General features: G+C 38.0%; 30 protein-coding genes. 4 read left to right on the top strand and 26 right to left on the bottom strand.

The window, feature by feature from the left end:
- Positions 1 to 9: 9 nt before the first annotated feature.
- Positions 10 to 216 carry a zinc ribbon domain-containing protein gene (locus J2S78_RS16155; RefSeq protein WP_306900210.1) on the bottom strand — a complete coding sequence of 69 codons (207 nt, stop codon included), beginning with the start codon at positions 214 to 216 and terminating at the stop codon, positions 10 to 12.
- Positions 217 to 295: 79 nt separating this feature from the next.
- Entirely contained in the window at positions 296 to 1,165 is an 870-nt protein-coding gene (locus tag J2S78_RS16150) for a DNA-3-methyladenine glycosylase family protein (protein ID WP_306900209.1), read from the bottom strand.
- A 133-nt stretch (positions 1,166 to 1,298) separates the two neighbouring features.
- Between J2S78_RS16150 and J2S78_RS16145 the strand changes: the two genes are divergently transcribed.
- Complete coding sequence (locus tag J2S78_RS16145) at positions 1,299 to 1,646, top strand: GAF domain-containing protein (RefSeq protein ID WP_306900208.1); 348 nt, start codon at positions 1,299 to 1,301, stop codon at positions 1,644 to 1,646.
- A 54-nt stretch (positions 1,647 to 1,700) separates the two neighbouring features.
- On the opposite strand, the gene pdaA is transcribed toward J2S78_RS16145, so the two are convergent.
- From pdaA to J2S78_RS16110, 7 genes are all read right to left on the bottom strand, one after another.
- On the bottom strand, positions 1,701 to 2,483 hold the full coding sequence (gene pdaA / locus J2S78_RS16140; protein WP_370871581.1) for a delta-lactam-biosynthetic de-N-acetylase: 783 nt from the start codon (positions 2,481 to 2,483) through the stop codon (positions 1,701 to 1,703).
- Between the two features lie 121 nt (positions 2,484 to 2,604).
- A complete protein-coding gene (locus J2S78_RS16135; RefSeq protein ID WP_306900206.1) occupies positions 2,605 to 3,210 on the bottom strand; it encodes a histidine phosphatase family protein in 606 nt (201 codons plus the stop codon).
- 16 nt (positions 3,211 to 3,226) lie between these two features.
- Entirely contained in the window at positions 3,227 to 3,424 is a 198-nt protein-coding gene (locus J2S78_RS16130; protein ID WP_306900203.1) for an SE1561 family protein, read from the bottom strand.
- A complete protein-coding gene (locus J2S78_RS16125; RefSeq protein ID WP_306900201.1) occupies positions 3,417 to 4,796 on the bottom strand; it encodes an MATE family efflux transporter in 1,380 nt (459 codons plus the stop codon). The genes J2S78_RS16130 and J2S78_RS16125 overlap by 8 nt, the downstream gene beginning before the upstream one ends.
- 49 nt (positions 4,797 to 4,845) lie before the next feature.
- Positions 4,846 to 5,229, bottom strand: a complete 384-nt coding sequence (locus J2S78_RS16120) for an OsmC family protein (RefSeq protein WP_306900199.1) — start codon at positions 5,227 to 5,229, stop codon at positions 4,846 to 4,848.
- Between the two features lie 158 nt (positions 5,230 to 5,387).
- Positions 5,388 to 6,188 carry a VLRF1 family aeRF1-type release factor gene (locus tag J2S78_RS16115; RefSeq protein ID WP_306900197.1) on the bottom strand — a complete coding sequence of 267 codons (801 nt, stop codon included), beginning with the start codon at positions 6,186 to 6,188 and terminating at the stop codon, positions 5,388 to 5,390.
- 187 nt (positions 6,189 to 6,375) lie between these two features.
- Complete coding sequence (locus J2S78_RS16110) at positions 6,376 to 6,804, bottom strand: YtxH domain-containing protein (RefSeq protein WP_306900196.1); 429 nt, start codon at positions 6,802 to 6,804, stop codon at positions 6,376 to 6,378.
- A 256-nt stretch (positions 6,805 to 7,060) separates the two neighbouring features.
- Here J2S78_RS16110 and J2S78_RS16105 point away from each other — a divergent pair, with 256 nt between their 5' ends.
- Positions 7,061 to 7,213, top strand: coding sequence for an FbpB family small basic protein (locus J2S78_RS16105; RefSeq protein WP_306900194.1), 153 nt, complete (start codon positions 7,061 to 7,063; stop codon positions 7,211 to 7,213).
- 282 nt (positions 7,214 to 7,495) lie between these two features.
- Here the strand turns inward: J2S78_RS16105 and J2S78_RS16100 are convergent, their stop codons facing one another.
- The 15 genes from J2S78_RS16100 to J2S78_RS16030 form a co-directional block, all read right to left on the bottom strand.
- Complete coding sequence (locus tag J2S78_RS16100; RefSeq protein WP_306900192.1) at positions 7,496 to 8,362, bottom strand: alpha/beta hydrolase; 867 nt, start codon at positions 8,360 to 8,362, stop codon at positions 7,496 to 7,498.
- A gap of 149 nt (positions 8,363 to 8,511) precedes the next feature.
- Entirely contained in the window at positions 8,512 to 8,946 is a 435-nt protein-coding gene (locus tag J2S78_RS16095) for a ferritin-like domain-containing protein (protein WP_306900190.1), read from the bottom strand.
- A gap of 117 nt (positions 8,947 to 9,063) precedes the next feature.
- A complete protein-coding gene (gene msrB / locus J2S78_RS16090) occupies positions 9,064 to 9,498 on the bottom strand; it encodes a peptide-methionine (R)-S-oxide reductase MsrB (RefSeq protein WP_306900188.1) in 435 nt (144 codons plus the stop codon).
- Between the two features lie 2 nt (positions 9,499 to 9,500).
- On the bottom strand, positions 9,501 to 10,034 hold the full coding sequence (gene msrA / locus J2S78_RS16085; protein ID WP_306900186.1) for a peptide-methionine (S)-S-oxide reductase MsrA: 534 nt from the start codon (positions 10,032 to 10,034) through the stop codon (positions 9,501 to 9,503).
- A gap of 114 nt (positions 10,035 to 10,148) precedes the next feature.
- Positions 10,149 to 10,658: a type 1 glutamine amidotransferase domain-containing protein gene (locus J2S78_RS16080; RefSeq protein WP_370871580.1), complete on the bottom strand. Its 510-nt coding sequence runs from the start codon at positions 10,656 to 10,658 to the stop codon at positions 10,149 to 10,151.
- An 86-nt stretch (positions 10,659 to 10,744) separates the two neighbouring features.
- Positions 10,745 to 11,350 carry a ribonuclease H1 domain-containing protein gene (locus tag J2S78_RS16075; RefSeq protein WP_306900183.1) on the bottom strand — a complete coding sequence of 202 codons (606 nt, stop codon included), beginning with the start codon at positions 11,348 to 11,350 and terminating at the stop codon, positions 10,745 to 10,747.
- 25 nt (positions 11,351 to 11,375) lie between these two features.
- Complete coding sequence (locus tag J2S78_RS16070) at positions 11,376 to 11,756, bottom strand: hypothetical protein (RefSeq protein ID WP_306900181.1); 381 nt, start codon at positions 11,754 to 11,756, stop codon at positions 11,376 to 11,378.
- A 232-nt stretch (positions 11,757 to 11,988) separates the two neighbouring features.
- A complete protein-coding gene (locus J2S78_RS16065) occupies positions 11,989 to 13,296 on the bottom strand; it encodes a Na+/H+ antiporter family protein (protein ID WP_306900179.1) in 1,308 nt (435 codons plus the stop codon).
- A gap of 74 nt (positions 13,297 to 13,370) precedes the next feature.
- On the bottom strand, positions 13,371 to 13,832 hold the full coding sequence (locus tag J2S78_RS16060) for a precorrin-2 dehydrogenase/sirohydrochlorin ferrochelatase family protein (RefSeq protein WP_306900177.1): 462 nt from the start codon (positions 13,830 to 13,832) through the stop codon (positions 13,371 to 13,373).
- Positions 13,825 to 14,595 (bottom strand): sirohydrochlorin chelatase, encoded by a 771-nt coding sequence (locus J2S78_RS16055; protein WP_306900176.1) that lies wholly within the window; start codon positions 14,593 to 14,595, stop codon positions 13,825 to 13,827. Before J2S78_RS16055 ends, J2S78_RS16060 begins: the two co-directional genes overlap by 8 nt.
- A gap of 41 nt (positions 14,596 to 14,636) precedes the next feature.
- Positions 14,637 to 16,079, bottom strand: coding sequence for a uroporphyrinogen-III C-methyltransferase (gene cobA, locus J2S78_RS16050; RefSeq protein ID WP_306900174.1), 1,443 nt, complete (start codon positions 16,077 to 16,079; stop codon positions 14,637 to 14,639).
- A 42-nt stretch (positions 16,080 to 16,121) separates the two neighbouring features.
- Positions 16,122 to 16,718, bottom strand: coding sequence for an adenylyl-sulfate kinase (gene cysC / locus J2S78_RS16045; RefSeq protein WP_125556727.1), 597 nt, complete (start codon positions 16,716 to 16,718; stop codon positions 16,122 to 16,124).
- Positions 16,719 to 16,751: 33 nt separating this feature from the next.
- Positions 16,752 to 17,894, bottom strand: coding sequence for a sulfate adenylyltransferase (gene sat / locus J2S78_RS16040; RefSeq protein ID WP_306900172.1), 1,143 nt, complete (start codon positions 17,892 to 17,894; stop codon positions 16,752 to 16,754).
- A gap of 20 nt (positions 17,895 to 17,914) precedes the next feature.
- Positions 17,915 to 18,619 (bottom strand): phosphoadenylyl-sulfate reductase, encoded by a 705-nt coding sequence (locus J2S78_RS16035; protein WP_125556725.1) that lies wholly within the window; start codon positions 18,617 to 18,619, stop codon positions 17,915 to 17,917.
- A 456-nt stretch (positions 18,620 to 19,075) separates the two neighbouring features.
- The gene (locus J2S78_RS16030) at positions 19,076 to 19,210 is read right to left on the bottom strand and encodes a hypothetical protein (protein ID WP_306900170.1); all 135 of its coding nucleotides are present in this window, start codon (positions 19,208 to 19,210) and stop codon (positions 19,076 to 19,078) included.
- 259 nt (positions 19,211 to 19,469) lie between these two features.
- Between J2S78_RS16030 and lplA the strand changes: the two genes are divergently transcribed.
- Both lplA and mreBH read left to right on the top strand, forming a co-directional pair.
- Positions 19,470 to 20,465, top strand: coding sequence for a lipoate--protein ligase (lplA, locus tag J2S78_RS16025; RefSeq protein WP_306900168.1), 996 nt, complete (start codon positions 19,470 to 19,472; stop codon positions 20,463 to 20,465).
- A gap of 162 nt (positions 20,466 to 20,627) precedes the next feature.
- On the top strand, positions 20,628 to 21,635 hold the full coding sequence (gene mreBH / locus J2S78_RS16020; RefSeq protein WP_306900164.1) for a rod-share determining protein MreBH: 1,008 nt from the start codon (positions 20,628 to 20,630) through the stop codon (positions 21,633 to 21,635).
- Between the two features lie 55 nt (positions 21,636 to 21,690).
- Here the strand turns inward: mreBH and J2S78_RS16015 are convergent, their stop codons facing one another.
- The gene (locus J2S78_RS16015; protein WP_306900290.1) at positions 21,691 to 23,211 is read right to left on the bottom strand and encodes a BCCT family transporter; all 1,521 of its coding nucleotides are present in this window, start codon (positions 23,209 to 23,211) and stop codon (positions 21,691 to 21,693) included.
- A 299-nt stretch (positions 23,212 to 23,510) separates the two neighbouring features.
- A complete protein-coding gene (locus tag J2S78_RS16010; protein WP_306900163.1) occupies positions 23,511 to 25,142 on the bottom strand; it encodes a glutathione ABC transporter substrate-binding protein in 1,632 nt (543 codons plus the stop codon).
- Positions 25,143 to 25,353: the final 211 nt, after the last annotated feature.

Raw genomic sequence — 25,353 nt, 5'->3', positions numbered from 1 at the left:
TACTTTATGTTAACCTCCTAAGAAAAAGTCCAGCAGGTTTGAAGTGCCCGACACTTTTGTATTATAAAGTTCAGAGTACCCGCAGTTTTTACAATAGACGACTGTAAAATGGTTGTTTTGTACGTCAAAAAATTTGCTGAATCCTGTTCCCGAAGCAGCGATTTCTTTCGTTCCAGCATCCTTATGACCACATTTGAAGCACCCTTGTTCTTCCATAAATAAAACTCCTTTCTTAATTAAAAAACGTCTAATGTTACTGTTTACGAACATGTTCCTAGTCACGTTTCACATTATGTTACGTATACTCTGTACTAAGCCAAATATACAATGTAGCATAACTTGCATAAGGTGCCCATTGTTTGCCTTTTTCTTTTATTTCATCGATAGCCGGCTTTTCTTTTCTATTCCACAATCTCTTTAAACCATTTTGTATGCCGACATCCCCAGCAGGAAGTAGATTTTGCCGCCCTAAACCAAATAGCAGAAAACATTCTGCAGTCCATGGTCCTACTCCTCTAATCGAAGTCAATTGTTTAATGACTTGGTCGTCTTCTGCTTCTTCGAGTCTTTCTAAATCTAACTTATTTTCAGCAATTAACTTTGATGTATCAATCACGTATTCCGCTTTTCTTCTGCTGAACTGCATCGTTTGTAATTCTGAAGGATCTAGTGCTGCAATTGTTTCAGGGTCCGGATAAAACCATACTCCATCGGATTGCTCTCCATAAGTTTGCACAAAACGCGTGGATAACGTGTAAGCAAAACTCATGTTTAATTGTTGATGAATAATTGTTTTCATCAAGCACCCATACTTTTCGAACTCACAAACGAGTGGTGTTCCATCAAATCGTTCAAACAATGGTTTTAAATCCGTTTCATGAAAATGAGCGGAAATATTCTGCAACGGCCTGTCCCATAAAAAAATATTCTTAGATTGTTGCAATGCTGCATCTTTATCTAAGGTATCCCCTGTTAGTTCCACTTTTCTCTGATTCTTTGTTTCAAAAAAGCGCAGGGTAACTCCTTCTTTCACCTTTCCATCCGTAACTGGTATTTTTACCGTAGATAAACGTTCATCTACATAATGAAGAGGATCCGTAGTCAATCGGCTTAACATCATTCGATAATTATATGTATCCGGCAAAGTTTGGTAGATGGTCCACATGTACTACAACCCTTTCCGTAAAGTTTGTTCTATTGTAGCATGAAATGAATTATTTCCTAAACTTACTAGGCCGAATTCTACGCTGTATTTGATAAAATGAAATTATTCTAAAGAAGAAGGAGGAGTCAATCCAGTGTCTATTGCTACAGACTTAGCATCTATTCGCATCATCGGGTCTATTAATCAAAATCATAGTACTTCAGCCTCCATTTCAAATGCTGTTCACTCTTTGTGTAACGAAGTAGATTACATTAATTGGGCTGGTATTTATTTTTATGAAGAGGGAGATGCAGTCTTACAAGATTATATGACAACAGAAAAACATAACACCACGATGCAAAGTCAACTTGCTTTTCCGATTCAGCAAGCGGAAAAAGAGGTTGGTGTGCTTGTTGTCAAAAGTAAACAGTGGATTGTTTTTGACGTTAATGACGTGCCAACGCTTGAAACAGTAGCGTCAGAAATAGGACAACTAGCTTAGTAAACATATAAAGAACGTGGCCAACAATCGTTGAATCACGTTCTTTCTCTGTATTTATTCTGTTGTTAATTCAGTATCCAGTACTAAATCGTCTAAATTTTTGAAGGTATATCCCTGTTTTCGTGCTTCATCTATAACTTTCTCTAATGCATCAGCATTATCTTCTGAAACAGAATGAAGCAACATGACAGCTCCTGGATGTATCCTTTTCATAATACTTTGGTAGGCGTTTTCTGCGCCTTTTTGATGGCTTGTTTCCCAATCTACATAGGCAAAGGACCAAAATACATTAATATATCCCAATTCACGGGTCTTAGCGAGAGACGATTCATTAAACGTACCTTGAGGGGGACGTAAATACAGCATATCCTTTTCACCTGTAAGCTCTTGAAATTTTTCTTTTACCGATCCCAATTCTTCTTCAATTTTTTTGTCACTGATTTCCGGAAGACTGGGGTGGTTCCATGAATGATTACCGACAGTATGGCCCTCTTCCACCATTCGTTTAACAATATCTGACGCCGATTCTAAATAGTGTCCAGTGACAAAAAAAGCGGCAGGTACTTGCTTTTCTTTTAATACATCTAATATATCTTCTGTATAACCATTCTCATAACCATTATCAAAGGTGAGATACACGTCTTTTTTTTCAGGATCTCCAATAAATAATCCGTCATATTTTTCCAACAATTTTTTGTATTCTGGTTCTGTGTCAGACGGTTCGTTATTTTCCGAAGGTTTGAAATTCCATTTGTAAACTTCTTCCCCATTAACCTCGTTCATTCCAATCGAAAAACATAACACCGCTATTAGTGTAAGAAAAAAATAATAACGCATCACAATCCCCCTTTTTTAAATTAGCTTCTGCCATTGCTAATAGAAATATTCTTTCTTTTTAATATAACGGTTAAATTTTCAAAGACGTTGGACTCTCTTCGAGCCCAACGCCTCCTTTACATTATTCTCGTTGAAGATGATGACATTGATTAATATAATGAATCACTAACTTTTCATCTTTCCAGCTTATTTTACTTACTCCTGTATTATCAATCCGAAAAGGGCGGTGCAACGTGTTCCAGTTTTCACCTGCCAATAAGTACATTAGAAAAATAGTCAAAAATCCACCGTGGGAAACAACAGCAATGGTTTCATTTTCTTTAGCACTTCTTAATAAATAATAAAGATTCTCACATCTTTTTGTTATTTCTTCATCTGTTTCTGTCCCTTCTAGACCCGATCTTAGTAAGTTTTTATTACGAACCTCTGGAAATTCAGCATATATTTGCTCTCTTGTTTTGCCTTGAAGCGGACCTAGGTTGATTTCACGTAAGTTACTTGACTGAACTACATTACAATCTTGGTGTCTTTCTACCGCTTCAGCAGTTTGGTTTGCACGAGTTAAATCACTGCTGTACAAATAATTAATCTTGGTATCAGCTAAATATTCCCCAAGGAGTAAAGCTTGCCTCTTCCCTTTCATTGATAAATCAAAATCCTCACAACCTTGAAGTTTAGCCATTCTATTTCCTTCCGATTCGCCATGCCTTATTAAAAATATATTCATTTGAGATTCTGCCCCTTTAATCCCAATCTTGTTTAAACTGTTTTATTTTTAGTTCTGTCTTGCGAAATAAGTCTTCTAGCCTTTCTAAATCAGAACGTTCTACTTCTGAAGAACCTTCCATATATTCCAACATTTGTTGTATCAAATGAACGCGTTGCTTCAAATACTGGATCTGCCGACTTTTATCATAAACTGGTGTTCCCAAATCAATCATCCTGCCTTTCTTCCGCTTTCATTTTTTCATCACTAAATATATCAATGTTTCGCCATTTGCCAAATCGATAATATAATATAGCAAAAACGGAACTAAGAACAAAACTGATTCCAACACCAACAGCTATCCCGTTTTCTCCCATAATCGTTGAAAACAACCAGGCCAATGGGAATCGCAGAATCCAAAAAGAAATAATATTTAAGACAAGTACTTGCAAGACCGCACCTGATGATCGTACAATCCCATTCAATACAAAATTTATGCCTAAAAATGGATAAAAGAATGCGATAATTCGTAAATATGTTGCTCCAAATTCAATCGTTTCCTCGTCATTAATAAACATACTCATTAATAAGCCTGCTGTTAAAAATACAATGCAACTAATCGTTAATGCAACGCCAAAAATAAGAATTAACCCGCTTTTTGCAATATCACTTACTCTGTTCCATTTATTTGCCCCTATGTTTTGACCAGACATGCTAGTAATAGCAGATCCAAGCGTTGTCGCCGGAAGCATGATAACACTATCAATGCGTTGTGCTGCACCATAACCTGCAACAACGATTTCTCCAAAAGAAGTTACAACTGTCATTATCGCAAGCACACCGCCGGATATAGCCATCATGGATATACCAGATGGCAATCCTAATTTAAAGATACGTCGAAATTCTCCAATCTGTGGTACGGTTGGAATAGTGAACGGTAATCCTTTCTTCCATATCGAATAAATAATTCCAAATAAAAACGCACTACCTTGTGATATGACGGTAGCATAAGCCGCACCTTCCATTCCTAGTTCAAAAACTGAAATAAAGACTGGGTCTAGGACAGTGTTTAATACGACAGCCATTGTTATAAAACGCAAAGGAGTCTTACTATCTCCTACTGCTCGTAGTACTGTTCCAATAAAATTATATCCAAACAAAAAAACGATTCCGACAAAATTAATTCTTAAATAATTAGCTGCCATCGGAAGGATGCTTTCTGGAGTACCCATCCAAGTTAAAATGGACGGTGCCAAAACAAATCCTATAATTCCTAAAAAAACAGAAAGGATACCTAACACAAATACAAACGCATTCAAGGATGTTTTCAACCCTTCTTCATCATTTGCCCCTGTTCTTTGTGAAAGAACCGTCAACGTCGCACTGTTAATCCCTATAATAAAAGATAAAATAGTGAATATAACCGTAGATGAAATGGAAACAGCACCTAACGCACTAGATCCTAACAAATTACCAATCCATAAACTGTCGATAATTTGATAAGAGCTTTGAAGGAGATTCCCTATAAAAATGGGGGCAGCGAAAAAAATCATCTTGCGCATGATACTGCCTTCTGTAAAATCAAATTGTTTATTAGCCGTAGTCATTTTTTCGCTCTCCTGTTCTCCGCCGAACGATAACAACGTTCGAGTTCTACTAACTTGTTAACTCAAACGATTCTGTCACTTCGATGCTACCTTTAACCGATTGCACCATTGCACAATGTTTGCGAGTTAATTCCATATTTTTCTGCATCTTTGTCTCATTAATATTGTCTGCATTAATCGTAAAATGGAGATGAATCTTTTGAACTTCATTTGCTCCCTCGCTAGATCGTGTCACGTCAGCTGTAATGTTCATGTCATGAACTGTTTGACGGCGTTTCTCCATTATTTTACGTAACACACCTCCACTACAAACAGCAATTGATGACACTAGTAGTTGATAGGGGCGAAACCCATATTTCTCATCTCCACATGCCTGTAGCGTCCCATATTCTGTCTCTGTTGAAAAACCATTTTCTTGCATAGAAAATTCCAACTTCGTCCCTCCTGTACGAAAATATCTCAAAGATTGAGTGTATCATTTTATTCTCACAGATGCTTATATTATCTTAACAAATTCACTATATAATTCCTTTCATTTTGCTTATCAAGAAACAAAGCCAGACTTTCAATCAGCCCGGCTTTGTTTCTTTGCTATCTCACTTCCTCATCATAAACGATATTCAATACCTCATGAGAAGGTTTCGATATAAGATTTTTAGGTATTGTATTAATAATCTTCGTATTTAAATGCTGCTCAACATCCCGAATTGACTCTTTATTGCCTACTACGTAAAGACCCGCTAACTGACGTTGTTTCACTTCTTTATCTATGACAGGGGCAAGATTTTTATACCATCGATGTCTGTTTTCCTCAAAACGCTGCTGTAATTCATCCACTTGATTAGAACCAGAAGCTGTTCTATCTGCAGAAGCATTTCCTTTATACTGCTTCCAATCTTCTGACTCAACTTCCCAGCTGAACTGCTTTTCATCACGAATTTCTCCCAGTGCTGCATCAATGAAAACGACATCACTCTTTTGTACTAATATTACCCCCACTCCAGGAAATTCAGTCTGCAGTTCTTCCAATTGATCTAATACGGGATACGTTTCCCAATGAAACTCTGTCTCCACCGGTACTTGAAGAATTTTTTCAACAAGAAATTCTCCGTTAACCGATGCCATGAAAACGAAGCTTTTTTGTAAATTCATCTGCTCGTCATAAATATGCTGATTCGCCATATCTGCTAATTTTTTATATGCTTTTTGTTCCTCCTTTGTACCGCTTGTATCTATATATTCTTTAATTTTTTTTAAACCATTTTTCAATCGAATTTTCCATTCTCCGCCATGTTGAGACCCATCTGCAAAGTCTGTATTTAAGTATATCGTTAGTATCCCAGTTTCGTCTGTCTGATGCTTAAAATCATTTAAATCTTCAATCAAAGCCATAGAAAAAATCCTCCTTGCCCTTTAAATAATCTTCTACACTTTCTAGTTGTTAATATTACCTTTACAAAAGCAAGCTAAACTGAGAATTTAGGAAGAATTGCAACAAACCTTTATTGGCTCGAGATACGGTGTCACTAATGCAAAAAAACAGGGGATGCCATTCATCGTGGTATCCCCTGTTTTATAATTAAGAATTATTATTTGTTGGCAATTGTTTTACATTATCTGTTCGATTCAATGATATCGACTCGTCATCGTCAACATCCTTTAAGTCTTTAATCTCATCAGCTGCCTGTAAAGTCCTATCTTTCATATTTACTGATGTTTCTTTTAAATGATTAGCTTTATCTGTAATAAATTGAATATCATGGGTTGCCGACTTTAATAATTCAGACAAGTCATTGGATGTTGTTTTCACTTTTGCGATGATTTCTTCCCTATTGTTCGACAAAAAACTACTTGCTTCATTTACTGTTGAAGCTGTTTGTTTTGTTCCATCAACAATCTTTTCTCTTGTTTTTCGGTTAGCAAACATAACGAGTATTGCCGAAATACCACTCACGATGATGCCAAGTTTCCACCTCTTATACCATTTGATATCTTTTTTCTCCATCATTGTGCCCGCCTTTCTTATTAGACCTTCCCTATTTCCATACCACGAACGAACCTGAAATATTCCTTAAATTAATTTGTACTTCATGAACTTCACTCTTTATTATATACTGTTTTTCGTCTGTTTCAAAATTTCCTCCGCCTATTTTTATATAAATTTGAAGTATTCAAAAAATAGTAACATTTCAAATCTCGACAACATCTGTTTATTCATTATAATGAAGACGGAGGGATGAGTACAGAATAAAGGATGGTGGAGTATGAGAAAACCTATGCGCTCTACAATGAAAGACTTAATTGATGAAAATAAGAGAGAGCTTTTAAGTGATCCGTCTGCGATAAACGAGATAGAAAAAAAACTGGACGATAAAAAAGCAAAAGAAGTTTATATTGACTCGGAATATAAAGAATAAGTCTATACCTAAGTAGGGGCTGTCCCCTGTTTAGATATAGGGAATTATTATAATAATTCAGGCATTCACTGCCCCCGAACGCTATAAGTCGGCAGCGCCTTTTGAACAAACAGGGGGATATTGCCTTGCTGCCTTCATCAACAAGTCCTGTTATTAAAAAAGCAACCGTATTGTACTGCACCAAACAGTAAAATAAAATCTGACGTTTCGGAGGTGTTTATTCATCACGGTTGCTTTTTATTCTTTTTACAAATGCCCTTTGGAACAGACCCTCTGTATTGCTTATTTCTTGTTAAGATATTCTAACAGCAATCGATAAATAATATCTTTTTGTGCTTTCCGCTCATTTAACAAATGATGACGCCCATTATCAATTAATATTCTCGTCGAGTCAGGAAATAGGGTGTGATACACATTCATATTATGTTTCCACTCTACCGTTTGATCGTTTGTTCCCTGTAAAATCAATATCGGTTTGGAAGACGGGGTTTTTTCCATTATTTCTTTTTCCCATTCAAACATCGCAAGTACCCACTTTACTGGTATCTTTCTTCCTTCTAGAGGATCTTGTTTTAAACTTTCCATAAAAGCAGATTCGCCAGTGTCTCTTCGAAATGTTCGAGGCAGTTCTTTTTGAAAAGTGGAAACAAGCGGTGCAGCTATTTTAGAGAGCCACCATTGATTCGAACGGATTAACGGAGAAATTAAAGCAGCCTTGTGAAACAACGTATCATTATTCGATAACAGATAATCCGCAATCACTGCCCCTCCCGTACTATGTCCAACTCCATGGACATCATTCATTCCCTGCCCACGTAAATACTCCAACACAGAACGCAATGCCTCTTGATAATCTTGAAAAGACTCTATTTCAAAAGGAGGACCTCCTGATTGACCATGCCCAGGCAAATCAAAAGCAGCCACATTAAAATTTTTAGCTGTTAAATACCGAATCCACTCTGCATGAGTTCCGGTATGATCGAAAAATCCATGTAGAAACAAAATTGTCCTTTCTGCCTCTGGAGGAGAAAACATTTGGAAAAACAATTGAAAGTCCTTATGATCAATAAACTTCCATGTATGATTTACGTTATCACCTGGCAAATTGTAAGTTTTTCTATACTTTTTTATGTCAAAATCTGCATTCATGCGTCTAAGAAGTTCCTTTCTATATGTTATAGGAAACAAAACTATATGTTATGCAATGCCTTTAGGCCGATGCTAAACATCACATGTTAGCTTGTACAAAAAACTGTTCACCTCTCCATTAAGAGGCGAACAGTTTATCGTGAAAAGGATTATTGCATGCGAGGATCAGACAATAAGCGTTCCAATTCCTCCATATGACCCGTTTCATCTGTAATAAAGTCTTCCAGTTTATTTTGTAACTCAATTAAACCGAGTTCATCTGCCTGCTTAGCTCTTGTTTTATACCGAGCTATCGTGTCCGCTTCTGATTGGCGTGCTGCTTCAAGCATTGTTTTTACATCATCCGTTTGTTTTACTTCAGCGGGTTTTGTTGTAGGCTCTCCGCCAAGCGTTTTTATTTTTTCGGCAAGGTAAAGGGCATGCCCTTGCTCATCAGTAACTTCCCCTTCGAAAAAAGGTTTTAACACTTGGCGATACATTCCGGAAACTACCGCCGCATAGTTATTATACATAATAATAGCAGCATATTCGTTCGCTAAATCTTCATTCAAACCTTCAACAAGCTCTTGCGTTTGTTTATCCATGGGAATCTTCCTCCTTGACATCTGTTCTATTTATTATTTTTTATGAATTCTCCACTATCATTTCTACCCTTCCGTTCAACGAAATAAACATATTTTTCCCATTAAAAAAAGATAAGGTTATTTTTCGAATAAAGACTTATACTCTCCATAACCTTCTTTTTCAAGATCATCTTTCGAAATAAACTTGAGAGCAGCTGAGTTAATGCAATACCTTAATCCTTCTGGAGGAGGACCATCCGGAAACACATGACCTAAGTGAGAATCAGAGTTTTTACTTCTAACTTCTGTCCGTCTCATTCCCATTGTTGTATCAAGGTGTTCAACGATTTTTTCGTCACTTAATGCTTTTGTAAAACTAGGCCAGCCACAATTGGATTCAAACTTCTCCACAGAGCTGAACAAAGGTTCACCATTGATAATATCCACATAAAGTCCATCATCCATTAAGTCCCAATACTCGTTTTTAAACGGCTGTTCCGTCCCATTTTTTTGAGTTACTTCGAATTGAATCGGTGTTAGTCGTTGTTTTAGTTCTTCTTTGTTTTCAGCCATAATTAAGCTCCCCCCCAGTATTGTTTGATAAACCCTTCTCGGCCGGAGCCTTTTTTATACAATTGATAATGAAATTTATTTTTTTTATGGTAGTCTTGATGGTGTTCTTCCGCCAAATAAAACACTTTTGCAGGTCGTATCGGTGTAACGATTGGCTCCGTAAATGGTCCGTTTTGTTCCAGATTTTGAATGGATGCTTCGGCCATTTGTTTTTGGTCTTCATCGTGATAAAAAATCGCGGTTTGATATGATTCACCACGATCATTAAACTGACCGCCCTTGTCCGTTGGATCAATTTGTCTCCAAAATGTGTTCAACAGTTCCTCATAACTTACTTTATCCGGATCATACCTCATTTGAATCGCTTCAACATGTCCTGTAGTGTCCGAACATACTTCTTCATAGGTTGGATTTTCAGTGTGCCCTCCTGTGTAACCAGAAACGATGGAATCAACTCCATCTAACTGCTCAAAAGGTCCAACCATACACCAAAAACATCCACCCGCAAACGTTGCAAGCTTTGTGTCCGCACTCATCTTCTCACCTCTTATTGAAGAAAACTTCTTTAGTTTATTATATCACTTTTCATATAGACAGAAATGAAATCTGCTTCGTTAAAAAGGACAACCTTTAAACGGCTGCCCTTTTGCTTATTGAAGCTGTTTCAGTGATTCGCGATTAAAGGCCGGTAAATCGTCTGGCGTCCTACTTGTCACCAAGTTATGACATACAACAACCTCTTCATCGTGTACATTCGCTTTCGCATATTCCAAGTCAACTTGAATAGAAGTGAAACCTGTAACTTTGCGACCTTCTAATGCCTTAGCTGTAATCAAAAGCTGCGGCCCATGACAAATAGCAAATACTGGTTTATTTTCATCTATAAAATGCTTTGCAAAACTAACAAAACGTTGATCGGCTCGCAGGATATCTGGAGAAAATCCGCCAGGAATAAACAGTGCATCAAAGTCTTCCGGGTTTACATCATTAATAGACGCATCTACCGTCACCTCTGCTTCTTTATTCTTTCCTGTCACCGTTTTCCCTTTCTCTTTTTCAATAACAGTTAACGTGTGCCCTTCTTTTTCAAAAGCTTCTTGTGGGCTTGTATATTCGGAGTCTTCAAACATATCAGTCATAACAGTTGCGATACTACTCATTATTACATCACTCCTTAACTAATATCCTGTTCCAATCTAAAGTATACCCAAGCTGAGTTAGTCATTAAACATTTTGAATACAACATTCACTTTCGACCGTAATCCGCCTTTATCTCTCCCCACGCCTTTGTATTCCATTTTAAAATTCGATTGTTCCAGCTATTATGTTTCAGCCATTTTTCGGCTTTTTCTACGAGACTCCAAATCTCCTCTGTTTCTTTCGTATGTTTTAAGCTTGAATTTGCTTTACCTTTCTTCACCCAAATGATTGCTGTGTCAGAATCGCTATATACAGGTATATCGCTCTTCTTTTCCGTTAAATACTGAAGAGCATGAACAATGGCTAAAAATTCTCCTAAATTATTCGTTCCCTTTTGAATACCTGGATGTGAAAATAATACTTCACCGTTTTTCGTATAAACTCCCTTGTACTCAACAAATCCCGGATTTCCGTGTGAACCCACATCTACAGACACGCTATTTTCTATGTAAGAAGAACGTCCTGTTTCTGAATTTGAAACGGCAGAAGTTTCTCCGTTCTCCAATGCATTGGCTGCTTCTTCTTTTGTTTTGAACGATTTAAAGGAAGCACCTGCGTATCCCTTCACTTGTTTTTCGCAATCTGCCCAGTTATCATATATACCGGTTTGTCTTCCTTTCCAAACCACATAGTATTTTTTTTTACCTGCCATGTGACAGTCCCTCCTCCCCTGTTTCTCACCTTATTCGTCTTGTTTTTAAATAAATGACATTACTGTGTTTACTAATACGGTATGGTTGTATCGATGTCTGAAAAAACTTAGCTGCACTTATGTACGATACAAATAATATCGGCAATGGATATACATAGGCATACAGGGAGACAACTCCCCATCCTTTTTCATTAATGGCATCCAACATAAATCCATGAAAGACGACCGAGCTCGTCCCGCACATCATCATAATTAAGATAACATTAATAATGTGAAAAGGGAAAAAGGATTTTTTATTATTCACTTCTTTTTCTAGCATCCATTTTAAAGGTAGCAATGTCGCCATCGTAACAACAGAAATAACCGAAGGAATAACAACGATACAAAGAAAAGATGGGAGCATCACAATTCTAATCTCCTTTTTTGAATATATCAATTCAGCTGTGATGTTATGTTTTCCAGCTCCCCGTTGAATTATCCCCATTCTAGAGTGTATGAAGGTGATTGAACCTCAAGCCCTAAGTTCGTCCCTCATCCACTTCTACTCGGGGTGTTTGTACTGCATGAAATGAGCTACTAAAAAAGACTGACCCCAAAAGTTGTTTTCCATCACTTTTGGGCCAGCCCCTTAAAATACATCATAATACAATTGTAGCTATCAATCCAAATAAAAACAGCGGAATATTGTAATGGATAAATGTTGGTACACAAGTATCCCATATGTGGTGATGCCTTCCATCTGCATTTAAACCGGATGTCGGTCCTAATGTACTGTCAGAAGCAGGTGACCCAGCATCTCCCATTGCTGCTGCTGTACCTATTAAAGCAGTCGTTGCTAAAGGGGAATACCCGATACTTAAACAAAATGGAACAAATAAAGCTGCTAATATAGGGATTGTTCCAAATGAGGTTCCAATCCCCATTGTAACTACTAGGCCTACTAACAACATAATAGCAGCAGTCGCTACATTTGCACCACCCGATACGCTTACTGCCTTCTCTACCATTTCATCAACTGCACCTGTTTCTGTGAGTACGTTGGAAAAGCCGGATGCAATCAACATAACAAACGCTATCATGCCCATTAACTTAACGCCATCATTAACCATATCATCTCCATGGCGGAATGGAACTACTTTTAATGCAAACATTAGAATAATTCCACTTAGTGCACCAAAAATAAGGGAATCCAGTAATATCTGAATAATAAGAGCCCCAACTATAGCTACTAACGTCAATATTTGTTTTAAGCCAAATGAAGGTGCTTGTTCCACTTCAAAATTAGAAGGATCAATGGCTTTATCTATACTTTTATTAAGTGTTCTAGGTTTTCTATACGTAATAAATACAGCAACGAAAAGGCCGACAATCATGCCGCTTCCAGGAATAAGCATTGCTTTCCATATATTGTCGAGAGGCATATTCATACCGTTCGATATCATTTCCTCAGACATCGTTTCGTGAAAGATATATCCAAAACCAACAGGAATCATTACATACGGTGCTTTTAAACCAAATGTTAAGGCAGACGCAACAGCTCGTCTATCCACATTCATTTCATCAAATATTTTTAACATCGGTGGAATTAAAATCGGAATAAAAGCAATATGGACAGGGATTGCGTTTTGAGATAAACAGGCAGCTGCCGCTATCGTCATAATTAAAAATCCTCGTTTTCCTTTAAGTACGTGTAAAAGAGACGAAACTAGTACCCCAGTAATTCCCGAATATCCAATCATCATCGCAAATACTCCAAGAAGGATGTAGCTAAGTGCGGTTTCTGCCTGTCCCCCCATTCCTTCTACTAATAATTGTAATGAATCATTTAAATTCAAGCCCGACATAATCCCTGCCGTTATACCGGCAACGAGTATTGCAAGCACTACATTCACTCGAAGAAGGCTTAACAGAATCATAATTAACACAGATACAATAACGGTTACCATTAAAAAAGACCCCTTTACTCTTTTAGCTCTCTGCCAAAATAAAGTATAAGGGTCTTATTCTCATGGTGCAATCCTTAATTTTTATATTTCTTTTCTTTAAACCATTTTTTTAACTTTTGTTTTATTGATTTGGCTTTTGCAGGAGATGCTCCATTTGTTGAAACGGCGACGTGAAACATATCCTCTTGAAAAGACGCCGGGAATGCCACGTTACCAAGCTTTTGATTATCCGCACCATTTACCAGTTGATATGGACTACTAGATTGGCGGATAATGTCTTGTGCTTCTTTATTTCCGGAAGCAGAAATAATAATAAAAGCAGAAGTTAAATAATCTGCTTTACATACATCTTTTATCCAATGTATATTCTCTTTTAAATAATGACACATCAAGTCATCATGAAGTTCCGGTGCGATAACCGTTATTTTAGCTCCTGCATCTAACAGTTTATTCACCTTTCGACAAGCGATTTTACCGCCACCGACAACTACTGCGGATTTTCCTTCCATATGTATAAAGAGCGGGAAATTAAACATTTTCCTCGCTCTTTTCGAATAGAAATGGTTGATCAAATGTTTCTACTGCTCTTTCTTTCAAAACTTCTATCAACTGTTTATCATACCCAAGATAATCACATAAATACAAAGAAGATTCACTTATTTGATTCGCTTTTTCTATCTTTTCCTCCATTTCTTGCATGAGGAGGCCGGTGAATAATAAGTATGGTAGCACATAAACACTTTTCGCCTTGCTTTTCGTCTTATTTGCTAGTCCTTCATCAAAAGTAGGTTTTGCTGCCGCCAAAAACGCAGTATCAACTTTTTCAACAGCAGTTCGATTTTGTAAAAGAGAAGCAATTTCATGAAAATCGGAAATCGCATTAGAGTCACTGCTTCCCCGACCGACTAATAAAATTTCAGCATCTTCACCTTTTTGCCAACCTTTGCTTTCCAAGCGTTGCTGTAACACTTCAATCATTTTTGTGTGAAGTCCAAAAGGCGCCCCGTATTGTATTGTAAGTTCCGGATATGCTTTTTGCACTTTCTCAAGTTCTTTTGGGATATCCTCTTTAATATGTCCAGCAGATAGTAATAAAACAGGGATGACCGCTATAGAATCTGCCCCCCGTTCAACACAACGAGCGACTCCTTCCATAATATCGGGTTCAGAAAGTTCTAAAAAACAGGTCTCTTGAATGTCATAGGGAATATCTTTCTTCGCATCCTCTACAAACTTTTTCAACTGTTCACTTCCTTTAAGCACTCTAGTTCCATGCCCTACATAAAGGACGGCTTTCATACTATTCCCCCCAGCGCAAAAGTGTACATCTCCTAACTAACCTAAAGGTCACTTCGTAAGGTACTAACCAATTCTTTACTATTCGGAGACGTTAACGTGCTGTGTACCGTCAAACCTTTTGCTATTGCAGCTTCTTTCGTATGTGGACCATAACAAATAATTGTCTTATTGTTTAACCATTCTACAGCAGAAACACCTGCGTTGTACAGTTCTTCAATCACGGTATTTATAGCTTTCGAAGAAGGAAGAACAACAGCATTAATAAGATCATCTTGAATCAGTCTATCCAGTGTCTCACGGGTTTTAGAGCTTTTAATGACAGTATGAGTACAATAAGAAGAAAGATTTGTAATACTAGACAACGATTCTTCAGATCCGATACACAAACAATAATCTGGGTTATCTATATTTTGAATATTCTGTTTTTCTGCGAAAATTCCATATTCGGCTAATTTATTTACAATTCTTTGAGTACTCCCAGAAATATTTTTTGGCAAAAACCTAATATCAATCTGCCTTTGTTTTAACATGTCAAAAAAATACGAGACACTTTCAAAAGCATTGAAATATAGGGAATGATAACGACTTACCTCATCAGGAAATGTTACCTTTGATTTATTAAATAAATAACACGGCGCCTCTAAAACTTCAGCCCCGTTTTCTCGCAACACATTCGCTATTTCACCTGGAAATGATGATGTTTTTACGACCCATACAAATTGCCCAAACAAAGGTTTTTTCTCAAACCAATTCAACTGTTTATGAAGAGAAGCCACTTCTCCAACTAAAGTCATTGCAGGGTTTTTCACATTCGCTTCGTCGGCCTTTTCTTTTATAGTAGATAGTGTTCCTTCAATCGTACGCTGTCTTCCTGTCGTTCCCCACTCAACAGTGAGGACAGGAGTATGAGGAGATTTTCCGTATGTTGTTAGCTGCTCTACAATAGTTTCAAGGTTTTTCCTCCCCATATAAAAAGCAATTGTATCTATACCTTCTGCTAACGCTTTCCAATTCGGTGAAGGTTGTCCATTTTCCGCTTTTGTATGTCCTGTTACAGCAGCAAAACTTCCCGAAAAATCACGATGAGTGACCGGAACCCCGGCATATAACGGAACTGCCATGCCAGCGGTAATGCCTGGAACCATTTCATAGGTTATCCCAGCATCTACTAAAGCCTCTGCCTCTTCACCTGCTCTTCCAAACATTCCTGGGTCTCCACCTTTTAAGCGAACAACCCGGAGTCCTTCTTTTGCTTTGTCAATTAATAACTGTTGGATAGCTTCTTGACGGAGGTGATGACGATCCGGAAGTTTTCCACAATAAATACACTCTGCTTCTTCATTCACTCTCTCTAGTAGAAGTGGATTTACTAGACGATCATATAAAACAACGTCTGCTTTTTCCAAACATTCTAAACCTCTCACTGTTATAAGTCCTGCATCACCGGGGCCGGCTCCTACAAGATACACTTTTCCAGTTTTCATGATGTTTATCCTCCCCGACAATGCAGTTTTCAAAAAATGCTGTTACACTAATCCTTTGTCTTCTAGCTTTTTAACAATAATATCAACAGCAGCTTCAATTGAATTTTCTTCCGTATTTACGACAATTTCAGGATTTTCAGGTGCTTCATAAGGAGAACTAACACCTGTAAAAGATGGGATTTCACCTGTTCTAGCTTTTTTATACAATCCTTTAGGGTCTCTTTCTTCACAAGTAGACAAACTACAATCGACGTGAATTTCTATAAATTCATTTTCTTGTAAAAGATCGCGAACCTGCTGTCTATCTTCACGATACGGAGAAATAAAGGCTGTGCTCACAATTTGACCGCTATCGACGAATAGTTTTGCTACTTCACCAATTCGGCGTATGTTTTCTGTTCGAGCTTCTGGTGAAAAACCTAAATCCTTATTTAAACCATGACGTACATTATCGCCGTCTAAGACGTATGTCTGTTTATTCTCTTCAAACAATTTTCTAGATACAGCATTTGCAAGCGTTGACTTCCCTGATCCGGAAAGTCCAGTAAACCAAAGCACAAAGCTTTCATGCCCATTTTTATTATTTCTTTCTTTTCGATCTACAGACGCATCATGCCAAACAATATTTTTAGAATCCATTTTGCCCTTGCCCCTCTCCATTCTCTGTCAAAACTATGATACCGTTTCTTGCATCCCTTTAATTAATACTTCGATTACTTCAGGTCTGCTGAATTCACGTGGCGGTTTCTCACCGTTTTTCAACATTTCTCTTACTTTCGTGCCAGATAAAATAACGTGGTCTTCTTTTCCATGAGGGCACGTTTTTGCTGATGCCATGTTTTCACACTTGGTGCAGTAAAAGCTATGTTCGAAAAAGAGCGGTTTGATTCCAAGTTCTTCGAGGGTAAATTCCTGAAAGATTTTTTGAGCATCATACGTACCGTAATAATCGCCCACACCTGCGTGATCTCTTCCAACAATAAAGTGCGTGCATCCATAGTTTCGGCGTACCATGGAGTGGAAAACGGCTTCTCTTGGTCCTGCATATCTCATTGCTGCCGGAAAAACCGCTAAAAAAGTACGCTGTTCAGGATAATAATCCTTTAATAGAACTTCATAACTCTCCATTCTTACATCTGCAGGAATATCGCCTGCTTTCGTTGCTCCAACAAGTGGATTTAAAAACAAACCATCGACGGTTTCTAATGCAGTTTTTTGAATATACTCGTGCGCACGATGAACCGGGTTTCTCGTTTGAAAGCCGACGACCGTCTTCCAGCCTTTTTTAGCAAAAGCTTCTCTTGTCTCAGCGGGATCAAGGTAGTAAGCATTAAATTGCTCATGCGGAATTTCCTTAACCAATGTAATATCTCCTGCCGCATACTGGTTAGGGCGTTCATATAATTTATTAACTCCTGGGTGTTCATCATCTGTCGTTTGATATACTTTTTCCGCTTCATATTTTTTATTCGGGGTAAATAGTTCTTCAATTTGAATAACCCCATATGTCGTACCTTGATAAACAAGACGAGCTTCTTTACCTGCCTCCAACTGTGATGCCGTATCTTCATCCACAGGAAGTGTGATTGGAATACTCCACACTGAACCATCTGTCAGGCGCATGTTGTCGACAACAGAATCATACTCTTTTTTATTTAAGAAACCGGTTAAAGGACTGAAAGCCCCATTTGCTATTAATTCTAAATCTGATACAGAAACATCATCCAATTCAATTGCTGTATCAATACTTGACGTATCTTTAGAAAAATCTTTTCGGTTAATTAATGTTCCTCCATTGGGTGTACTAAGCGTCATATTACCACTGTCCTTTCTATTTATTTATGCAATCCACACTCTGTTTTCCCTTGACCGTTCCAACGACCGCTTCTTAAATCATCTCCATCTAAGACAGCGGATGTACATTGAATACATCCAATACTAGGGTAGTTCTGGTCATGTAAAGAATTATACGGAAGGTTGAATGCTTCTACATACATCCAAATGTCATCCCACGTCCAGTGAATAAGAGGGCAAATTTTCACGGAAGAAAAACGATTGTCCACATTCACAAACTCCGTATTTTTACGTGAAGGGGACTGTTCTCTTCTTAATCCCGACATCCACGCATGGTATTGTTGAAGTTCGTTTTCTAACGGCTCCAACTTTCTAATTTGACAGCAGCGGTCTGGATTTGTTTCCCACAACTTGTCACCTTCTTGCTCTGCTTGTTCTTCTGGGGTCCATTTCGGACGGAGCATTTTGATGTTCAAGGTTGGATAACGATCTTTCACTCTGTCAATTAAATCATACGTTTCTTTAAAATGAAAATCTGTATCTAAAAATATTATTGTGGCGTCCGATTTTATCTTGCTGATCAAATCAATAAGAACTATTCCTTCCACTCCAAAGCTGCAGGCATAAACCAAATCATCACCATAATTGTCATAACTCCAGCGTATTACATCACGAGCACTTTTTCCTTCAAGTACTTTGTTAACCTCATCTATCTCGCTCTGATTCATGGTTTCATAAGTAATCATGAGCCTTCCTCCTTTTTTTTACGAGGATAGAAACGTTGTATCTTCTGTTAATTCATAGTATGCTTATCAACATTATAAGTTTACTTGTTTATCGTTATTTTAGTTAGGTTCAGAAGAAAAGTCAATGATTTCAGCTTAATCTTTCTTGGTTGATTCAAATATACTCTTTTATCTCATAAACAAACAAAAGAGGTTGGGACAAAAGAAAAATATGCGGTAGTAAACACGAATGTCTTGTGGTGCTGGTCAAGAGCTGCATATTAGCGGAGCCAAAATACTTCGTCTCCTGCGGGAAAAGCACGTGTCTCGAGACCCCGCAGGCAGGGGTTTTCTGCCGAGGAGGCTCGAGCCGTGCCCGCGGAAAGCGAAGTATTTTGGCGCAGCGATTTGTCTTAGGAACGAAAAATGCCGAACGATTTTGTAAAATCGTTCGGCATTTTTCATTCTTATAAAGGTTTAGTCCCAACCCCATTCATCTCCGTTTTCCACAACGGAAGTGAAATTACTTTCTATTGTTGGCAGGTGGTCTGCGTTTAACTGCATGAGGAATCCAATAACAATAAAACCAGGGATAAGAAGCAATCGCTTCATCTTTTAACCAACTTTCCTTACGCTTCATTTTAATTATCTTATTAGTATTATAGAAGGAAAAGAACATAACGCCAACTTCTCTCCTATCGTAATGCTTTGCTTCTGCTTAGATTTTCCCGAAAAATTCTAAACATTATCGTTCTTATGCCAATATGCTCTTTTAGAGAATATATAACGCCTATAACTGCTAGTAATTGGCTATCGTAGCTGCCTTATGCGATAATAAAATCATAATAATTGTTTCAAGGGAGGACATTCCATGCGTTTTATCGATAATGAAGGAATCACTGATCCGCGAATAAATCTAGCTATAGAGGAATTCGCCCTTCATCATATGGATCTTGATAAAGAAGACACGTATTTATTGTTTTATGTTAACAAACCATCCATTATCATAGGTAAAAATCAAAATACCATTGAAGAAATCAATGTCGACTATGTCAATGAACATGACATTCATGTAGTGAGACGATTGTCCGGCGGTGGCGCAGTTTACCATGACCTCGGCAACCTCAATTTTAGTTTTCTTACAAAAGATGACGGTGATAGCTTTCACAATTTCAAAAAGTTTACACAACCCGTCGTTGATGCCTTAAACAGCATGGGTGTACCAGCAGAAATGTCTGGTAGAAACGATTTACAAGTAGATGGCAAAAAAATATCCGGTAATGCTCAGTTTTCATCGAAGAGTCGCATGTTCAGTCATGGAACATTAATGCTTGATTCGAAAACAGAAAATATTGTCTCTGCTCTTAATGTGAAAGATGAAAAAATAAAATCAAAAGGAATCAAATCTATCAAAAGCCGGGTCGGAAATATTAACGATTATTTAGATGAACCATTAACTGTCGAAGATTTCAAACATCTGCTGCTTCGATTTATTTTTGGAGAAGATGACATAATCCCTACGTATACCTTATCAGACGAAGATTGGGATCAAATTCACCAAATTGCAGATAAACGCTACAATAACTGGGATTGGAATTATGGTAAATCCCCTTCTTTTGATATCCACAGATCTAAAAAATTTGACGCTGGTCTCATAGACATCCGTTTCAATGTAAAAAAAGGAGTCATTCAAGAATGCAAAATATACGGTGACTTTTTCGGTGTATCAGAAGTCGCAGACATCGAACGGACTTTAGAAGGAACCAAGTATGAGTCCAATGCCATAAAAGAAGCCATCTCTCCATTTAATTTACAGGAATACTTTGGTCCAATAGATAAAGAAGATTTCCTTCACCTGCTATATTAAGGGGATATATTGACTATATAATCAGCTTTAAAGGCTTTCATCCTATATCTCATTCACATATTATTTTTTCTCCTGTTCTAATCTATTCGCCCCTTACAAAGTCAGCTACAGGCTTTTACAATGGGGAAATGAGAAAAATAACCTCAAGAAGGGTGAATTCGGATGATATCAAACGCTGAAATTGGAATTGATTTGGGAACAGCTAATATTCTCGTCTATACAAAGGAAAAAGGCATTGTGCTAAACGAACCTTCCGTCGTTGCTCTTAACACTGACACAAATAACGTGTTGGCTGTTGGTACAGAAGCAAAAGACATGGTTGGGAAAACACCCGGCAATATTGTCGCAATGCGTCCTTTGAGACTAGGAGTCATAGCTGATTACGATATAACTTCTACCATGTTAAAACATGTCATGAAACGAATTAGTAAGGACACCGGGTTTTCCATTCGGAAACCTAAAGTCATTGTCTGCACTCCATGCGGCTCCACTTCTGTCGAGCGCCGCGCTATTCGTGACGCCATCATAAGTTGTGGTGCAAAATCTGTGCATTTAATTGAAGAACCTGTAGCAGCGGCTATTGGTGCTGACTTGCCAGTGGACGAGCCTGTAGCAAACGTCGTGGTCGATATTGGAGGTGGAACCTCGGAAGTAGGAATTATTTCTTACGGGGGAGTGGTAACGTCTCAATCCGTACGAAGAGGCGGAGACAACTTAGATGAAGATATTATTCAATACGTAAGAAAGACTTATAACCTGTTGATTGGGGAACGGACAGCAGAAGAAGTGAAGATAAACATAGGAAATGCTGATCCTAATCATCCAGAGCAATCAATAGAAATAAGAGGGCGCGACCTTGTGACCGGTCTACCAAAACCGATTGTATTACGTTCTAGTGAAATTCACGATGCCATTTCTGAATCACTCGATCATATTTTGGAGGCCATCCGGGAAACACTTGAAAGCTGTCCGCCAGAATTAAGCGGCGACATCGTCGATCAAGGTATTATCTTGACAGGAGGCGGTTCCCTGTTGAGTGGCATTCAGGAATGGCTCAGTGATAAGATTATTGTTCCCGTTCACCTGGCACCTAACCCGTTAGAAGCTGTAGCCATGGGAACAGGAAAATCACTAAAAATTATCCACAAACTTCAAGAAGCTTCGGTATAAGAAAAATTGTAAAAAAGCTGTTCGGGACCTACTTCCGAACAGCTTTTTACATTATTTATTTTATCCCTTGACCTTTTGCCATTTTCTTCACGACACGAGGGGCTAACCAAATCATCGGCAGTAATAGAATAGAAACAGGAACAGCTGTAACTACAATAAAGTTTTGCAGTGCTTCTACGCTTCCTTCACCGATGTATAGCAAAATAGCTGCGATGATTCCCATAAGCACTGCCCAAAAAATTCGAATACTACCTGGAGGATTTTCTTCCCCAGTCACTCCCATCGAAATCGTAAATGCCATAGAATCCGTAGTCGTTACAACAAACAAAATCGTAAGCAATAAAAACAACGGAGTAATGACACTTGCTAGCGGAAACTGTTCTGTTATAGCAATCATTGCTGCATGCATACCTGTATTCATAAGTGCATCGGAAACAGAACCTGGATTTTGGATTTCAAAAAAGATTCCAGATCCACCCACGACTGTAAACCAAAACGTAGTAACAAGTGGGGCAATGACGGAAACAGCAATCATTATTTCTCGAACGGTACGTCCTCTTGAGATACGACTAACTAACATCGCCATCATAGGACCATATCCTATGAACCATCCCCAGAAGAATATTGTCCAAAGTCCAAGCCAATCATCATCGCCCCTGTACATACCCATTGAAATGAATTGATCCAAGTAAGTTCCAAGTGATACTACATACTGATCGATGATAAATCCAGCCGGTCCTACAATGAGTAAGATAGCCATAAGTACTAGAGCAAGCCTCACATTAAATTTACTTAACCATTGTATTCCTTTATATAGACCAGTTACTGCAGAAATAGTTGATATAATAACTACTCCAATAATGATAACCAATTGTGTGACAAAGACGTCTGGAATACCGAAAACAGCCTGCAAACCATAGCTTGCCTGCAGTCCTAAGAAACCGATCGGACCTATTGTACCTGCTGCAACAGAAATAATAGAAAAAGCATCAATAAGTTTCCCTGCTATTCCATGATTTATTTTATCGCCAAACATTGGATAAAGCAGCGTTCTCGGTTTCATTGGCATACCTTTATGATAATGACCATACATAAGCACAACCGCACTCAACGTACCTAGAATCGCCCAAGCTAAAAAGCCCCAGTGCATGAAGCTTTGTGCAAGAGCAGGCGCAGCTCCGCTTCCATTACCGTTATTATTAAATAGAGGGGGCGAATCCATGAAATGATACATAGGTTCTGCTGCTGCCCAGAATACTCCACCACCAGCTAATAATGTAGCCATTATCATAGAAACCCATTTAAATGTACTAATTTCTGGATTCGACATGTTTCCTAATTTAATTTTTCCATACTTTGACATTGCAAGCCAAATGGAAACAACAAATGTAGCTAACATAAGCAATTGCCAAAAAGCACCAAAATAAGTGACGGACCAACCGAAAGTCGTATTAACAAAAGCCGTAATAGCATCTAAATTAATAAACGAAATAATAACAAATAGAGATAATAGACCTCCGCTTATTCCTAATACCGTCCAATCAATCTTTGACTTGCTGTGTTCATTTGTAGTGATATTTTTCTCTCCTTTGTCTTTTCATGAGATGAAGTTTGCCATCCTCTAACACTTTCAGTTGGCGACTGCATCCTAGAATTTTTATTGTCCATTGTTTTAAAGTGTTTTTCACACAATGAACTACACTAACATCTCCATTATTGTATGTAAATAAAACAAATAACAAACGAGTAACGGCATTTTTATTTGTTGTTTTTTTAAGAATAATCATGGAACAAAGTGTACCTTCGTCTTCCAATACAAAAAAGGCTGTCCTCAAAAGTTGCTTTTAACCACTTTTGGGACAGTCCTCATCTCAATTATTCAGATATGCTTACATCTTGGAGCTGGAATATTCCATTTGGATGTTTCCAAAATCCTTCGACGTCGTCACTAACACCTACTAGATAATCATCATGGTGTGAATAAATCATCGGTGCTTCTTCAACTAGTAACTCCATCGCTTCTTTATACAACTCTTCTCTTTTGGCGTCATCACCTGCTCGGCGTGCTTCTTCTAAAACAGAATCTATTTCGTCGTTCTCAAAAAACGCACGGTTTCCAGGTTCACCGACATTGTCAGAATGGAATAATGGATACATTCCATAGTCCGCATCCCCGGTCACAGTGCTCCAACCAAGGATAAACATGTCATGTTCTCCTTCTGCTGTACTATCGAGGTAAGCGCCCCATTCCAGTACTTCAATCTCTACATCAACATTAATTTCTTTCAATTGTTGTTGTACAACTTCCGCAATATCTTGGCGTTCCCGATCATCATTAGTCCAAAGTGTTGTAGAAAACCCGTCTTCGTATCCAGCTTCAGCCAGAAGTTCTTTCGCTTGTTCCGGATCATAAGGAAGCCCTTCTACTTCATCACTAAAGCCAAACACGTTTTCACCAATTGGTGCTACTGCTTTTGTAGCAGCACCATCCATTATGCCATCCACAATTTGGTCTTTATCAACAGCCATGGAAAGAGCTTGGCGAACCCGTTTATCATCAAAAGGTTCTTTTTGTGTATTAAAACTAATATACTCCAAACTTAAACTCTTTTGCACATACATACTTGCGTTCTCCATATTGTCGACACGGGATGTATCACTTGGACTGACAGGGAAAATAATATCAGATTTACCCGTTTCAAGTTCGCCTACTCTCGTCAAGTCTTCCGGTGTAACTTGAAATGTCACAGTATCAAGAGATGGGTTTTCGCCCCAATAGTCTTCATTTTTTTCAAGAACGATTTTATTACCAGAGTCCCATTCTTGTAATTTAAACATACCAGTACCGGCTGGATTCTCGTCGATATAAGAACCAGGGTCTTCCCCTTCCTCCATCGCAGCATAATCTTCTTCAATTGCATCTGGACTTATAATACCACCGCCATTATGAGCAAGGTGAGATGGTAGTGGTGCAAACGGAAATTCTGTTACAAATTCGACCGTATAGTCATCTATCACATTAACCTCTTCCACCATTTCGTATAAGAAAGCTCGCGGCGATCCAATATCTTCATCACGAATCCGGTCGAATGACGCCTTTACAGCTTCCGCGTTAAATTCTGCCTCGTCATGGAACGTAACATCTTCACGAAGTGTAAACTCCCAAGTTGTGTCCTCTGTTTGCTCCCACTCTGTTGCTAAATTAGGTTGAATGTCCATGTTTTCATCTTGGGTTACAAGCGTTTCAAAAATATTATGTTGGACGTTACTAGAAGGAACATCATTAGAACCTTGTGGATCAATTCCTTTTACATCTGACGACCAAGCAATAGTCAAATCTTGTCCATTAGACGATTCACTATCACTTTCTCCCCCATTTTCTTCTGCCCCTGTATCTTGCTCTGTTTCTTCCCCGCCTTCATTAGGTTCGCTAGCACAAGCAGCCAGTACTAGACTGAAAAGAACCGCAAGAAAGAATGTTCTGAAAATATTCAGCGATAACTTCATTACTTCAACCCCTTATGTCTTTTTCAATTAAAACAATTACTAATATAACTTATATAATATTATTATTCAAGTGAATTTTTTAAAAATTTCTGTAATAGATACCTTTTCACTTTCCTGCTTTAAAGGGTGATGGCAAGATTTAAACAAAATATATAACGTAAATATATAGAAAGTGATTACATATTCATGTCTATTACACTATTATTTTGTT

It is taken from the genome of Salibacterium salarium (assembly GCF_030813635.1).
In the GTDB taxonomy this organism is placed as follows: domain Bacteria; phylum Bacillota; class Bacilli; order Bacillales; family Marinococcaceae; genus Salibacterium; species Salibacterium salarium.
This window is presented reverse-complemented; position numbering and strand designations above follow the sequence as displayed.

Bases quoted from the DNA above. Each gene is read 5' to 3' on its own strand.
- J2S78_RS16155 (WP_306900210.1), bottom strand. From the start codon at position 216: ATGGAAGAACAAGGGTGCTTCAAATGTGGTCATAAGGATGCTGGAACG.
- J2S78_RS16060 (WP_306900177.1), bottom strand. From the start codon at position 13,832: ATGTTTAATTTCCCGCTCTTTATACATATGGAAGGAAAATCCGCAGTA.
- lplA (WP_306900168.1), top strand. From the start codon at position 19,470: ATGCGTTTTATCGATAATGAAGGAATCACTGATCCGCGAATAAATCTA.
- cysC (WP_125556727.1), bottom strand. From the start codon at position 16,718: ATGGATTCTAAAAATATTGTTTGGCATGATGCGTCTGTAGATCGAAAA.
- J2S78_RS16115 (WP_306900197.1), bottom strand. From the start codon at position 6,188: ATGGCTTTGATTGAAGATTTAAATGATTTTAAGCATCAGACAGACGAA.
- J2S78_RS16030 (WP_306900170.1), bottom strand. From the start codon at position 19,210: ATGAAGCGATTGCTTCTTATCCCTGGTTTTATTGTTATTGGATTCCTC.
- sat (WP_306900172.1), bottom strand. From the start codon at position 17,894: ATGACGCTTAGTACACCCAATGGAGGAACATTAATTAACCGAAAAGAT.
- J2S78_RS16150 (WP_306900209.1), bottom strand. From the start codon at position 1,165: ATGTGGACCATCTACCAAACTTTGCCGGATACATATAATTATCGAATG.
- J2S78_RS16130 (WP_306900203.1), bottom strand. From the start codon at position 3,424: ATGATTGATTTGGGAACACCAGTTTATGATAAAAGTCGGCAGATCCAG.
- J2S78_RS16035 (WP_125556725.1), bottom strand. From the start codon at position 18,619: ATGATTACTTATGAAACCATGAATCAGAGCGAGATAGATGAGGTTAAC.
- msrB (WP_306900188.1), bottom strand. From the start codon at position 9,498: ATGGCTGAAAACAAAGAAGAACTAAAACAACGACTAACACCGATTCAA.
- J2S78_RS16135 (WP_306900206.1), bottom strand. From the start codon at position 3,210: ATGAATATATTTTTAATAAGGCATGGCGAATCGGAAGGAAATAGAATG.
- msrA (WP_306900186.1), bottom strand. From the start codon at position 10,034: ATGAGTGCGGACACAAAGCTTGCAACGTTTGCGGGTGGATGTTTTTGG.
- J2S78_RS16110 (WP_306900196.1), bottom strand. From the start codon at position 6,804: ATGATGGAGAAAAAAGATATCAAATGGTATAAGAGGTGGAAACTTGGC.
- J2S78_RS16055 (WP_306900176.1), bottom strand. From the start codon at position 14,595: ATGAAAGCCGTCCTTTATGTAGGGCATGGAACTAGAGTGCTTAAAGGA.
- cobA (WP_306900174.1), bottom strand. From the start codon at position 16,079: ATGAAAACTGGAAAAGTGTATCTTGTAGGAGCCGGCCCCGGTGATGCA.
- J2S78_RS16100 (WP_306900192.1), bottom strand. From the start codon at position 8,362: ATGAATGCAGATTTTGACATAAAAAAGTATAGAAAAACTTACAATTTG.
- J2S78_RS16105 (WP_306900194.1), top strand. From the start codon at position 7,061: ATGAGAAAACCTATGCGCTCTACAATGAAAGACTTAATTGATGAAAAT.
- J2S78_RS16065 (WP_306900179.1), bottom strand. From the start codon at position 13,296: ATGGTAACCGTTATTGTATCTGTGTTAATTATGATTCTGTTAAGCCTT.
- mreBH (WP_306900164.1), top strand. From the start codon at position 20,628: ATGATATCAAACGCTGAAATTGGAATTGATTTGGGAACAGCTAATATT.
- J2S78_RS16080 (WP_370871580.1), bottom strand. From the start codon at position 10,658: ATGAGTAGTATCGCAACTGTTATGACTGATATGTTTGAAGACTCCGAA.
- J2S78_RS16125 (WP_306900201.1), bottom strand. From the start codon at position 4,796: ATGACTACGGCTAATAAACAATTTGATTTTACAGAAGGCAGTATCATG.
- J2S78_RS16010 (WP_306900163.1), bottom strand. From the start codon at position 25,142: ATGAAGTTATCGCTGAATATTTTCAGAACATTCTTTCTTGCGGTTCTT.
- J2S78_RS16095 (WP_306900190.1), bottom strand. From the start codon at position 8,946: ATGGATAAACAAACGCAAGAGCTTGTTGAAGGTTTGAATGAAGATTTA.
- pdaA (WP_370871581.1), bottom strand. From the start codon at position 2,483: ATGCGTTATTATTTTTTTCTTACACTAATAGCGGTGTTATGTTTTTCG.
- J2S78_RS16075 (WP_306900183.1), bottom strand. From the start codon at position 11,350: ATGGCAGGTAAAAAAAAATACTATGTGGTTTGGAAAGGAAGACAAACC.